This window comes from Altererythrobacter aquiaggeris (genome assembly GCF_037154015.1).
Lineage (GTDB): Bacteria > Pseudomonadota > Alphaproteobacteria > Sphingomonadales > Sphingomonadaceae > Aestuarierythrobacter > Aestuarierythrobacter aquiaggeris.
In genome coordinates this window covers 1,467,659-1,479,514 of the sequence record NZ_JBANRL010000001.1, presented here as the reverse complement: position 1 = coordinate 1,479,514, position 11,856 = coordinate 1,467,659, and the positions used below count along the sequence as shown (strand labels likewise).

General features: G+C 59.0%; 11 protein-coding genes and 1 tRNA gene. 3 read left to right on the top strand and 9 right to left on the bottom strand.

Features of this window, described 5'->3' with window-relative positions; genetic code table 11:
* Positions 1 to 104: 104 nt before the first annotated feature.
* Positions 105 to 527: a 6,7-dimethyl-8-ribityllumazine synthase gene (ribH, locus tag WFP06_RS07235; RefSeq protein ID WP_336986545.1), complete on the bottom strand. Its 423-nt coding sequence runs from the start codon at positions 525 to 527 to the stop codon at positions 105 to 107.
* Between the two features lie 10 nt (positions 528 to 537).
* The gene (gene ribB, locus WFP06_RS07230) at positions 538 to 1,806 is read right to left on the bottom strand and encodes a 3,4-dihydroxy-2-butanone-4-phosphate synthase (protein ID WP_336986544.1); all 1,269 of its coding nucleotides are present in this window, start codon (positions 1,804 to 1,806) and stop codon (positions 538 to 540) included.
* A 133-nt stretch (positions 1,807 to 1,939) separates the two neighbouring features.
* Here ribB and WFP06_RS07225 point away from each other — a divergent pair, with 133 nt between their 5' ends.
* Complete coding sequence (locus WFP06_RS07225; RefSeq protein ID WP_336986543.1) at positions 1,940 to 2,188, top strand: DUF6356 family protein; 249 nt, start codon at positions 1,940 to 1,942, stop codon at positions 2,186 to 2,188.
* 7 nt (positions 2,189 to 2,195) lie between these two features.
* Here the strand turns inward: WFP06_RS07225 and WFP06_RS07220 are convergent, their stop codons facing one another.
* The 7 genes from WFP06_RS07220 to WFP06_RS07190 all read right to left on the bottom strand — a co-directional run bounded on the left by WFP06_RS07220 (position 2,196) and on the right by WFP06_RS07190 (position 9,368).
* The gene (locus WFP06_RS07220; RefSeq protein WP_336986542.1) at positions 2,196 to 3,263 is read right to left on the bottom strand and encodes a YeiH family protein; all 1,068 of its coding nucleotides are present in this window, start codon (positions 3,261 to 3,263) and stop codon (positions 2,196 to 2,198) included.
* A 121-nt stretch (positions 3,264 to 3,384) separates the two neighbouring features.
* Positions 3,385 to 3,460 (bottom strand) — tRNA-Lys (locus tag WFP06_RS07215).
* 107 nt (positions 3,461 to 3,567) lie between these two features.
* The gene (rodA, locus tag WFP06_RS07210) at positions 3,568 to 4,674 is read right to left on the bottom strand and encodes a rod shape-determining protein RodA (protein ID WP_419716243.1); all 1,107 of its coding nucleotides are present in this window, start codon (positions 4,672 to 4,674) and stop codon (positions 3,568 to 3,570) included.
* Between the two features lie 17 nt (positions 4,675 to 4,691).
* Positions 4,692 to 6,860: a penicillin-binding protein 2 gene (gene mrdA, locus WFP06_RS07205; RefSeq protein WP_336986540.1), complete on the bottom strand. Its 2,169-nt coding sequence runs from the start codon at positions 6,858 to 6,860 to the stop codon at positions 4,692 to 4,694.
* Complete coding sequence (mreD, locus tag WFP06_RS07200) at positions 6,857 to 7,414, bottom strand: rod shape-determining protein MreD (protein WP_336986539.1); 558 nt, start codon at positions 7,412 to 7,414, stop codon at positions 6,857 to 6,859. Before mreD ends, mrdA begins: the two co-directional genes overlap by 4 nt.
* The gene (gene mreC, locus WFP06_RS07195) at positions 7,414 to 8,304 is read right to left on the bottom strand and encodes a rod shape-determining protein MreC (protein WP_336986538.1); all 891 of its coding nucleotides are present in this window, start codon (positions 8,302 to 8,304) and stop codon (positions 7,414 to 7,416) included. Before mreC ends, mreD begins: the two co-directional genes overlap by 1 nt.
* Before the next feature lie 20 nt (positions 8,305 to 8,324).
* Positions 8,325 to 9,368 (bottom strand): rod shape-determining protein, encoded by a 1,044-nt coding sequence (locus WFP06_RS07190; RefSeq protein ID WP_336986537.1) that lies wholly within the window; start codon positions 9,366 to 9,368, stop codon positions 8,325 to 8,327.
* A 188-nt stretch (positions 9,369 to 9,556) separates the two neighbouring features.
* Between WFP06_RS07190 and mutL the strand changes: the two genes are divergently transcribed.
* The gene (gene mutL / locus WFP06_RS07185; protein ID WP_336986536.1) at positions 9,557 to 11,350 is read left to right on the top strand and encodes a DNA mismatch repair endonuclease MutL; all 1,794 of its coding nucleotides are present in this window, start codon (positions 9,557 to 9,559) and stop codon (positions 11,348 to 11,350) included.
* Complete coding sequence (locus tag WFP06_RS07180; RefSeq protein ID WP_336986535.1) at positions 11,337 to 11,855, top strand: hypothetical protein; 519 nt, start codon at positions 11,337 to 11,339, stop codon at positions 11,853 to 11,855. Before mutL ends, WFP06_RS07180 begins: the two co-directional genes overlap by 14 nt.
* The last annotated feature ends 1 nt before the right edge of the window (position 11,856 follow it).

The following is an 11,856-nucleotide window of genomic DNA, read 5'->3' as shown; positions in this document are numbered from 1 at the left end:
CGGCGCCGCACGATTGCCTGACATGACAGAAACGTTGTCGAGGCCGAACCTGACGACGGGCTCTCTGTCGGTCCTCGGGCGCGTTCTCGGATGGTGATCGCGACTTAAACGCCGAAGCGGTTTTGCAGATCGAGCAGGGCCATCGCGGCCACAGCAGCTTCGCCGCCCTTGTCCTTGCGCGCCATGTCCGCGCGGGCAAGCGCCTGCGCCTCGTTTTCGACCGTGATGATACCGTTGCCCACGGCGATCCCGTCGATAGTCAGCGCCATAATGCCACGTGCACTTTCTCCTGCGACGATTTCGAAGTGGTACGTCTCACCGCGGATGACGACGCCGATGGCGACGAAGCCGTCATATTGCCCGCTCTCGGCAGCAAGCGCGATGGCAGCCGGAATTTCCAGCGCACCGGGAACAGTGAGCACTTCGGTTTCGTGACCCTTGCTTTCAAGCGCGGCACGGGCACCGGCGATCAGCATGTCGTTCAGATGGTCGTAAAAGCGCGCTTCCACGATGAGGAATTTTGCCATTGTCGTATCCTTATTCGGGAATTGCGCGTGTGCCGGTGACTTTCAGGCCATAACCTTCCAGCCCCACCACATTACGGTGTGAGTTGCTAAGCAGTTCCATATCGGTGACGCCGCGGTCCACCAGAATTTGCGCGCCGATACCATAATCGCGCAATTCACCCTCGCCCGGCTTTTCGCGGCCGATTTCGGCCTGCAGATGTTCGGGCTTATCGGGCATGATCAGGACAATCAGACCGCTGCCATTATCGCCGATGGCACCCATCGAACGCTGGAGGGTGCGCTTCTTGGGACCACTTTGACCCAGAACGTCGTCGAAAATCGAAATGGCGTGCATCCTGACTAGGGTAGGCCTGTCGGGATCGACGTGCCCCTTTTGCAAACAGACGTGTGTCGCACCGTTGATAACATTGCGATAAGTCATCGCGCGCCATTCGCCGCCGTAATCCGATGTCAGCCCGCTCTCGCTGACCAGTTCGACGAGGTGATCGTTCTTGCGCCGGTATTCGATCAGGTCGCGGATTGTGCCGATCTTGAGATTGTGGATCTTGGCGAATGACACCAGATCTTCCAGCCGCGCCATCGAACCGTCATCATTCATGATTTCGCAAATGACACCCGACGGATTAAGCCCGGCAAGGCGCGAGATATCGACCGCCGCCTCGGTATGGCCCGCGCGTACAAGCACGCCGCCCTCGCGCGCGACCAGGGGGAATACATGGCCCGGAGTGACGATATCATCGGCGCCCTTGGCAGAATCTATTGCCACCGAAATCGTCCGCGAGCGGTCGGCTGCGCTGATACCCGTTGTCACACCTTCGCGTGCTTCGATGGATGTGGTGAAGGCTGTTTCATGCCGCGTACGGTTGCTCCTGCTCATCGGTTCGAGCCCGAGGGTTTCGACGCGGCTGCGTCCAAGCGACAAACAGATGAGGCCGCGCCCGTGTGTGGCCATGAAATTGATCGCGTCGGGGGTTGCCATTTGCGCGGGTATGATCAGGTCACCCTCGTTCTCGCGGTCCTCGTCATCGACCAGAATAAACATCCGTCCGTTGCGCGCTTCGTCGATAATTTCCTCGATCGGGACCAGCACCACGCGTTCGTCATTTACCGCGAGGAACCGGTCGAGCTTGCCCAATGTTTCGGCCGTGGGATTCCAGCCGTCATCGGTGCAATCGCGAAGTGTATTGGCGTGAAGCCCTGCAGCGCGTGCAAGACCGGCGCGGGTAACCTTGCCTTCGGCAATGATCTGGCGGACTTTGTGGATGGTAGGTGTGTTCATGGCGGGCCACCTATCACATTGCAGTGTGATATGTAAATATGATCACATTTGAAACTGCCGGCGTGGCCCAGCCGCTGCCCGGGACATGGGCGTTCCGATCCGCTATGACAGGCGTAGAATCAACGGAGCGAACATGAATATCTTTACGCACCATCCAAGGAGTATCGGCGAAACATACGGTCAGCATCTGGCGCACGCTGCCGGATTTGGTCTGTCGATGATTGGCGGCGGATTGGCCTGCCTGCTTCACGCGGTCTGTCCCTGGCTGTGTGAAAAAACCGGTAGTGACACGATCCGGCGCCTATATCGTAGCATGGTAACGAACCGTGCCGATCTGGCGGAGCTCGACAAATTCGAGGCGCAATTCGACTGGGTAATCTGACCGCGTATCAGCCGATCAGCGGAAGCAGTGCGAGCGCGGCTACCAACGAGGCAAATGTAGCGCCAAAAACCGGCACAATTGTTCGCCAACCGGTTTCGAGCAGCAGATCAAGTCTTGAACGCATCGCCGTGGCTGTGACAGCGAGCAGCAGCATCGTCTTGGATGCGATCAAGCCGTATTGCCCGACCTGAGGTGGTAGAGACACCAGCGAATTGACCACCAGCACCATCAGAAACAGGATGATAAATCCCGGCAGGGCCAGCTTTGGCATCTCCTGCTGATCATCTGCCGCTTTGGCCCTGCGCCTTAACACCAGTGCGGCGATAGCCACAATCGGAGCGAGCAACGCTACTCTCGCCAGTTTGACGACAGTGGCATACGCGCCGGCGGAGTCAGACACGGCAAAGCCGCCGCCGATCGCCTGTGCGACATCATGAATCGATGCACCTGTCAGAAAGCCTGCTTGCTGATCTGTAAGGTCGAGCCAGGCGGCCAGTACGGGATATGTCGAAAGCGCCGCGGCACTGGCCAGCGAAACACCCACCAAGGTTACGGCAAATTGGGCCTGGCTGACTTTTTTCTGCCCGATTACCCCGTACAGGGCGAGCGCAGCCGATGCGCCGCAAATCGCCGTCGCGCCGCCCGCCAGCAATCCGCCTTCAAACGGTTGTCCCACCATTCGGGCAAACAGCAGACCGCCAGCCATGGCTGCCACCATGACCACAATCAGAGCGGCAAATGGCGCCGCGCCCAGTTCGGCAATTTGCATCAGCGTCACTTGCAAGCCGAGCAGAATGATACCGCCGCGCAAAATCGTGCGTGATGCAAAGTCGAGCCCGCTGTGGGTGCGCACGTCCTGCGACACAAAACTCAGCGCCAGACCGATCAACAGACCCATCAGGATTAACGGGGCACCGTAAGTCTGGCCCAGAAAGGCCGCCGCCATGCTGGCAATCGCGCAAATCGTGAAGCCCGGTAACAGGGCCGCACGAGACGTTCTTGAAGGTGCGTCTTCCAGCAGCGTGAGTTCGCCGTAAAGATCGCCGGTGTAATAAGATGGTTTTGGCGCTGCCATTGTTTCCCCAGTCGATCCGGCCTTACTACGCCAAATCGGAAGGTCACAATGTTTTCCGGTACGGTTTTCCGCTGCGGCGCCCGGCAATGTAGGAGCACTGTCGCTGCAAAACTGGCGTGAATGGTGGACGCACTTGGGTTCGAACCAAGGACCCGCTGATTAAGAGTCAGCTGCTCTACCAACTGAGCTATGCGTCCGTTCACGACGCGGCGAGGCGATATCGAATCGCGTCCGCGGCGGTGAGGCGCTGCATATAGCGACTGTTTTCGCAGTGGGAAGGGGCAAATGCCGCCGCCCGGGATGTTCAGCCAAATCCGGTGCGCGCCTGCGACCTGTTCCAGTTGTTCACCATCATGAGCGAACCGACACAAATCATGTTGGTCATCATCGACGACCCGCCGTGACTCATGAAGGGGAGGGGGATACCTACAACCGGCGCCAGCCCCATAACCATCATCAGATTGATCGCGACGTAAAAGAATATCGTCGCGGTCATTCCCGCGGCGAGCAGCCGCGCGAAAGGATCGCCCGATCTTCTTGCGACGCCGAGACCCCAGCGAAGGACAATCGCGAATATGGCAAGGACCAGAAAACCGCCGATCATGCCCCACTCTTCGGCCATTGTCGCAAACACAAAATCCGTATGCGGTTCGGGTAGATAGTCCAGCCCGCTTTGCGACCCGTTTCCAAAGCCTTTTCCGGTCAATCCGCCCGAACCGATGGCAATCTTTGACTGGGTAATGTGATAGCCAGCGCCCAGCGGATCACTTTCGGGATCAAGGAATGTGGTTACCCGGCGCTGTTGATACTCTTGAAGCGCGAAAAAATAGGCCAGCGGTATTACGGCTGCGGCTGCCGCGCCCGCAGCAACAAACCAGCGTATCGGTAATCCGGCGAGAAACATGACAACGACCCCGCCAAACGCGATGGCCAGCGCGGTCCCCAAGTCAGGCTGCACAAGCACGAGTGCCATCGGCAAGGCTATCAGCACGCCGGCAGGGACCAATGCCCGCCAGGTAGGGACCATTCCTGCAGGAAATGTCGAATAGAATTGGGCCAGCACAAGCACGACCACCGGTTTCATCAGTTCCGACGGCTGTAGCCGCATGAAACCCAGTTCAAGCCAGCGTTGACTACCGCCGCCCATCGCGCCCAGAATTTCGACGAGCACCAGCAAAACCAGCACTCCGCCATATGCAGGATAGGCAATGAAGCGAACGAAATCGCGTGGCAGTACCATCATGATCAATGCCATGATCAGGAATACGCCGTATCTGATCAGATGAGAGCTTGCGAATGGCTGCATCGATCCGCCGGCCGCCGAATACAAGACCGCGGCCCCAAAAAGCACCAGCACCGAAAGCGGTGCGATAACGATCCATGGCAAGCGTGCGATCGGCGCCGGGACGATGCCAGAATTTCCCCCGGTCACCGCGGATAACCCCGGGGCGTTACAGTTGCGGGTGCGGCAGAAGGGCCGGCAGAGGAGGGCGCAGAGGAGGGCGCAGATGGGCCCGCAGCAGATGGGCCCGCAGCAGATGGGCCCGCAGCAGATGGGGTCGCGTCTGATCTGGGAGTGACCGCCTTATCTGCAATTTCCGCAGGGCGAAGCGCGGCCGCACGGGCTTCGGCCTCGACCTGATCGAAAATATCTTCATCACGGCGCGGCGCTGGCGGCACATCTTGGCCGGCTTCGCGGGCGATTGCGGCGTATTTCCTGTCGAGGCGTTCCTGCGCTGTTCCGCCCCACTGTTTTTCGAAACCGTACAGCGCATCCAGCCCCTTCTGGGGATCGAACATGAAAGTCATCACATCACGCGCAATCGGGTAGGCAGCACCGGACCCACCGCCATGTTCTATCACTACGGCACCAGCGTATTTGGGTTTGTCGAATGGCGCGAAGAAAATGAAAAGCCCGTGATCGCGGTATTTCCATGGCCCACTTTTACCGTCCGAGAAGTTCAGGCCCACCACTTGTGCGGTACCGGTCTTTCCGGCCATCAGCACATCATCGAGCGGCAGACGGCCGCGGCCTGCGGTGCCCGGCCCGTTGACCACATCGCTCATGGCCTTGCGGATATAAACCTTGTATTCCTCGGTCAGACCCATCGATTTGAAAACCGGCTTTTTTGCGCTGGGCAACAGCCGCGGTTGGACCTGGTTGGACGTTGCCAGCCTGGTCGCCATGACCGCCAGCTGGAGCGGGTTCGCAAGCATGTAACCTTGCCCGATTGTCGCATTGACCGTGTCGAATGCCTGCCATTCCCGGTCATATTTTTTCAGCTTCCAGGCCGGGTCGGGCACGGTTCCGTAGAACTGGCTCAGCACGGGCAGGTCAAATTCCTGCCCCATTCCGTAATCACGGCAGGTTTCGGCAATCGGGTCCATTCCCAACCGCTGAGCGAAGTGGTAAAAATAGACATCGCAGCTTTGGTAGATGCCTTTCGCCATGTTGACCGTGCCATGACCGCCGCGTTTCCAGCAACGGAACACACGGTTGCCAACGCGCAGGCCGCCGCCGCAGAACACAGTCTCGTCGGGGTCCAGACCTTCTTTCAGAAAAGCCATGCTGACGGTTGGTTTGACCGTGGATCCGGGCGGGTAAAGGCCCTTCAGCACCTTGTTCCGCAGCGGAACCCGTTCATCGTCGCTCAGCATCTTGTATTCAAGACGTCCGATACCGTCGGAAAAACTGTTCGGATCGAAACTGGGCATGGATGCCATACAAAGCAGGTCGCCGGTGTCGCAGTCCATGACCACCACTGAACCAGACTCGAGGCCCAGGCGGCGCGATGCATAATCCTGCAACGGACCATCGATAGTCAGCTTGACCGGTTTACCCTGCACATCGTCTCGCGTTTCCAGATCACGAACGATCCGGCCCGATGCGGTTACTTCGACCCGTCTGGCGCCGGGCTCCCCGCGCAGGGTATTCTCATACTGCTTCTCAATTCCGTCCTTGCCGATCTTGTATCCCGGAGTAACCAGAAGCGGGCTTGGATCGGCCTCAAATTCTTCCTTGGATGCTGCGCCGACATAGCCGATCAGATGGCCGACCGCCGGACCGGTAGGGTAAAACCGGGAAAAACCGCGCTGGGGCACCACGCCGGGCATATCAGGCAGGCGGACGCTGATTGCCGCAAACTGATCGTAATTCAGACCGCTGGCGACTTCGACGGGCTGGAAACCGCGCGCGTCACCGATTTTATCCTTGAGGTCCTGAACCTTGGCGGGGCCCAATTGCAAAAGCGATCCAAGTGCATCAATCGTCCTGCCCGGATCGGTCAGACGTTCAGGGATCAGATCGACTCTGAAATCGGCGCGGTTGGAAGCAAGCGGCGAGCCGTTACGATCCAGGATCCAGCCTCTGCGGGGCGGAATCAGCGACAGATTCACTCTGTTGCTTTCAGCTTCCATTTCGTATTTTTCGTTTTCGGCAACCGCAATGTAAGTCATCCGCGCAGCCAGCAGCAATCCCACGCCGCCCTGAACCGCGCCCACAATCATGGAGCGGCGGCTAAAACTGTCTTTCAATGTGGCGGAGGTGACAATTTGCTTCAGCCGCAAATTGCTCCCCCCCTTTCGCCGGAAGATCATTTGACTATCCGTATCCTGAGCAGTCTTAACCTGTCCAGTATCGCCACAATTGCGCCGATCAGCGGGAAGATGATGATCGACAACAATAACTGCGGCACGACGAGCGGCAGTCTGTCCAATGCGCCGGTTCCGCCCGAAAACAGCGCCGCGGTCACAAGATAGGCAGTCAGGACAGCAGCGACGGTCAGCCAATCATGCAAAAAACCCCGCCACGGAAAACGCGCTTCGATAAACTCCAGTGCAATCATGACCAGCGACCATAACAAGATCGCGCTGCCCAGCGGTTGTCCGCTTAACAGATCATCCCACAGACCCAGGGGAAATGCCGCCCACACCGGAAATAATCCCGGACGCGACAATCGCCATGTAACCAGGACAAGAAATCCCAACGGGGGCAGCAAGGGGATCCCTGTGATCAACCAGATCTGCGGGATTACCGATGCCAGCAAAACGCTGGCCCACGGGATCAGTGTAGCCAGTGTTGGCGAGACATCCCGGTTGATCCGCCGCGGGCCATAGTCCTTCGAAAGCGAAAAAGGCTTGAAGCCGGCCATCAATTATCAAGCTGTTCTTCGATGGGGCGCTTGATACGGTCGAGAATTATCGGCTCCCATATCGGCTGCACCGACACGAAATTCGTGCCTACGGGATCTGCGATGACCTGGGCGTTGGCCCCGTCAGGCGTAATTTCGGTTGCGACGGCGACTGCGATATTGGGCCGGAACAGCCCGCCGGCACCCGAAGTCACGAATACGTCGCCTACTTTGAGCGGGTTGATACCCAGATTGACCAGCCTGATCCGCACAGTGCCGTCGCCGCGTCCTTCGGCAAAGGCCACCACTTCATCGGTCGCGCGCCTGACCGGTAAAACGCTTTCGCTATCGGTTAACAGCAAGACCCGCGAAATGGTGTCGCCGCTTTCGACCACCCGTCCCAGGATACCACTGGGCGAGCGTACAGGCATACCGGGCGCCACACCTTGCGTCCGTCCGGCATCCAGATAAGCAAACCGCCTTGAACTCGTCGCACTGGAGCCGACGAGGCGCCCGGTCACAATCGGTTCGACATCGCTTTCCGACAGGTCGAGCAATCCCTTCAGGCGGATATTTTCCTGTTCGATCGCCTGTGCTTCGGCAAGCCGCACCCTTGCAAGATCGACTTCGCGCTGGAGCTCGGCATTGCGGCTTCCGGCACGGTAATAAGCCTGAATTGTCTCGAAAATATTTGCGCTGGTGCTGCGTGCGGTAGCGCCGGCTTCGCCGATCGGCATGACGACATCTGCCACGCTGGTGCGGGCCGCCTGAAACGAGGTCGGCCGCCAAAGCGAGACAACCAGCAGAACAGCGCCGACAAGCGCGCCGATGCCTGCCGCAACATAGCCGGTGAAGACGCTGTATTGCGCCCTTCGCGAATAGCCGGAGCGCCGTGATGATGATGGCGCCATCTGTTAGGGTCTCCTGTCGATTATGCAGTCATCAGGACGCCGCGATAGATCGGCTCTTCCATTGCGCGGCCAGTGCCCAGCGCAACGCAGGAAAGCGGGTCTTCGGCAATGCTGACCGGCAAACCGGTTTCTTCTCGCAGATGTTCGTCCAGCCCGGCGATAAGCGCACCGCCGCCTGTCAGTACAATACCCTGATCGACGATATCGGCGGCAAGTTCCGGCGCGGTATTTTCCAGCGCAATACGGACACCTTCGACAATCGCGCCGATCGGTTCGGACAGGGCTTCGGCGATATTGGCCTGATTGATAGTGATTTCCTTTGGCACACCGTTGACCAGATCGCGGCCTTTCAAGGTAATTGGCAACCCGATCCCGTCAGCCGGGACAATCGCGGTGCCGTAATCTTTCTTGATCCGTTCGGCCGTGCTTTCACCAATCAGCAGATTGTGATGACGGCGGACGTAGGAAACGATCGCTTCGTCCATCTTGTCACCGCCGGTGCGGACCGATGTGGTATAAGCAAGACCGCGCAGTGACAGCACGGCGACTTCGGTCGTGCCGCCGCCGATATCCACCACCATCGATCCGACCGGTTCGGTCACCGGCATATCAGCGCCGATCGCGGCAGCCATCGGTTCCAGAATCAGATAAACCTGGCTCGCGCCGGCGTTGGATGCCGCATCGCGGATGGCGCGGCGTTCGACCGAGGTCGAGCCAGAAGGCACGCAAATGACGATTTCAGGATACCGGAACAGGCTACGTTTGCCGTGGACCTTGCGAATGAAGTGCTTGATCATTTCTTCCGCAATTTCGATATCGGCAATTACACCGTCACGCAGCGGGCGGATGGCTTCGATACTGTCGGGGGTCTTGCCCATCATCATTTTGGCGTCATCGCCAACTGCCTTGACCCGCTTGATCCCGTTGATTGTTTCGATGGCGACCACCGATGGTTCGTTGAGGACGATTCCCTGATCCTGGACATAGACCAGCGTGTTGGCTGTTCCGAGGTCGATCGCCATGTTTTTGGAACCGAAGTTAAAGAGACTGGACCAGAAGCTCATTCGCCAATTATTCCGTATAGTTACCGGGTGCGTTCCGCGCCGATGAGTGCGGAATCTCGCCCGAGGATGACAGGGATGCTGCGCTCTTAACGAATAGCGTGGGTAAAGGCCAAAAAATACTGCGGAAATATGCACGCTTTTCCACTGCTCGCCTCGCAATGATTTCGGTTCGCCGCTAACACCGGACCATGCCGCTCATCCGCCGTCTTCCAGAATCGCTTGTGAACCGCATTGCTGCAGGCGAAGTGGTCGAACGTCCGGCAGCGGCTCTCAAGGAAATTGTCGAAAACGCGATCGATGCCGGAGCGGCGCGGATCACCGTTTCACTGGCCGATGGCGGGCTGACCCGGATCGAGGTAACCGATGACGGTTGCGGCATGGAACGCAGCCAGCTGGAGCTTGCGCTGGAGCGTCATGCGACCTCCAAATTGCCTGGCGAAGCCATCGAACAAGTCTCCACGCTGGGCTTTCGAGGGGAAGCTCTGCCGTCGATCGGAAGTGTCGCCCGGCTTACGATCGAAAGCCGCCCGCGAGGTGCGCAAACGGGCTGGCGGCGGGTGGTCGATCATTCCGAAGTCGTCGATGATGGTCCTGCGGCAATTCCGCCCGGCACCCGTGTGCGCGTCGAACAATTATTTGCAAAAGTGCCCGCTCGCCGTAAATTTCTGCGAACCGCGCGCAGCGAATATGCTGCCTGTAACGATGTCATGCGCCGGCTTGCCATGGCGCGTCCCGATATCGGTTTTACTTTCGAACATGGCGGCAGGACCATTTTTACGGTCCAGGGCGGAGAAGGGCTGACCAATCGTGTAGCCCAGATTGTCGCCCGCGAACTCAAGGATAACGGTGTTGAAATCGCGATCGAGAAATACGGGATGCGGTTGACCGGGATTGCCGGTTTGCCGACTTACAACCGCGGGATTGCCGACCATCAATATCTGTTCGTGAATGGCCGGCCAGTGAAAGACCGCCTGCTGACAGGTGCCGTGCGCGGTGCCTATTCCGATATGCTCGCACGTGACAGGCACGCCGTGCTCGCGCTGTTTCTGGATATCGATCCCGAGCAGGTCGATGTGAATGTCCATCCGGCAAAAACCGAAGTCAGGTTTCGCGACCCGCAGGGCGTTCGCGGATTTATCGTGTCGGGTCTGCGCCGCGCGCTCGACACCGGCGATAGACGCAGCGTACAGGCACCCGATACCGCTGCGATGGGCCGCTGGCAGACTGAGCCCGAACATCCCGCAGCCCTTCGCTCGATTTTCGAAGGGAGGGACTGGAACGCACCGCAGACGCGTGTGGCGGAAGCGGCCCAGCCTTGGCAGGGCCCCAAGGCCGATACGCTGGCAATGCCGTATGGCCGCGCGGAACAGGCTACGGATATCGATGCCGGGGCCGCTGATTACCCGCTCGGAATTGCGCGCGGGCAGGTTGCCAACACCTACATCGTCGCCGAATCTGCCGACGGACTGGTGCTGGTCGATCAGCACGCTGCGCACGAAAGGCTGGTGCTCGAACGCCTGAAAGCTGCGGGCGCAGAAGACGCGGTTTCACGCAGTCAGGCGTTGCTCATGCCCGAGGTTGTAGAATTGGAGGAACCTGATTGCGACCGGCTGGAAGAACAGATCGGCCCATTGTCCAAACATGGTCTGGTAATCGAACGGTTTGGACCTTCGGCGATGCTGGTGCGCGCGGTCCCGCATTCGCTGAAAGCGGGCGATCCGCGCGCGTTGCTGACCGATATTGCCGATGATCTGGCAAAAAATGGCCAGGCATTGCTGCTTGGCGAGCGGCTGGATCTGGTATTGGCAACAATGGCTTGTCATGGATCGGTCAGGGCAGGGCGTACATTAAGTGTTGCCGAAATGAATGCGCTGCTGCGCGAGATGGAGCGCACGCCGCGTTCAGGCCAGTGCAATCACGGACGGCCGACATGGGTGAAATTGTCGATGGACGACGTGGAGAAACTGTTTGGCCGTCATTAAAGCAATCCTGACGGGCGTATCGATTGCCAGCCTGACGCTGCTGGCATCCTGCGGAGAAGGCGAATTGACCGCTGCCGAGCAAAAGGCGCGTGACAGGGCCGCCATTTCCGCGGTTGAAGCGGCGCAGACCCCTCCCGCGCAGCTGGTATTCCCCGAAGTCATGACAGCGGCAGATTTGGCAGATGCAAAGTTTTCCGGTGGCGGCTGTGCCATGTTGGCCCCGCCGCCAGCGGACGGAGCGTTGGCGCTGACCAATGATACGCTGGCAATACTTAAGATAGACGGCGAAGTCGTGAGGCTGGTCGTGGATCCCGGCAGCGCAAGCCAGCCTTTCGGATTGCGCCGGAAATTTGACGGAAAACGCCATTCGCTGACGCTTGAAACAAGCGAGGCTGACGCAGGCCGGCCAGATAATTCAGGCGAATATGACGGAACGATGACCTTGCGTGACGGCAGCGACCGTGTGGTGTTCGAACAGCGCGGAACCGTGCGCTGCGAACCCTGAT

Bases quoted from the DNA above. Each gene is read 5' to 3' on its own strand.
- ribH (WP_336986545.1), bottom strand. From the start codon at position 527: ATGGCAAAATTCCTCATCGTGGAAGCGCGCTTTTACGACCATCTGAAC.
- ribB (WP_336986544.1), bottom strand. From the start codon at position 1,806: ATGAACACACCTACCATCCACAAAGTCCGCCAGATCATTGCCGAAGGC.
- WFP06_RS07225 (WP_336986543.1), top strand. From the start codon at position 1,940: ATGAATATCTTTACGCACCATCCAAGGAGTATCGGCGAAACATACGGT.
- WFP06_RS07220 (WP_336986542.1), bottom strand. From the start codon at position 3,263: ATGGCAGCGCCAAAACCATCTTATTACACCGGCGATCTTTACGGCGAA.
- mrdA (WP_336986540.1), bottom strand. From the start codon at position 6,860: ATGATCTTCCGGCGAAAGGGGGGGAGCAATTTGCGGCTGAAGCAAATT.
- mreD (WP_336986539.1), bottom strand. From the start codon at position 7,414: ATGGCCGGCTTCAAGCCTTTTTCGCTTTCGAAGGACTATGGCCCGCGG.
- mreC (WP_336986538.1), bottom strand. From the start codon at position 8,304: ATGGCGCCATCATCATCACGGCGCTCCGGCTATTCGCGAAGGGCGCAA.
- WFP06_RS07190 (WP_336986537.1), bottom strand. From the start codon at position 9,368: ATGAGCTTCTGGTCCAGTCTCTTTAACTTCGGTTCCAAAAACATGGCG.
- mutL (WP_336986536.1), top strand. From the start codon at position 9,557: ATGCCGCTCATCCGCCGTCTTCCAGAATCGCTTGTGAACCGCATTGCT.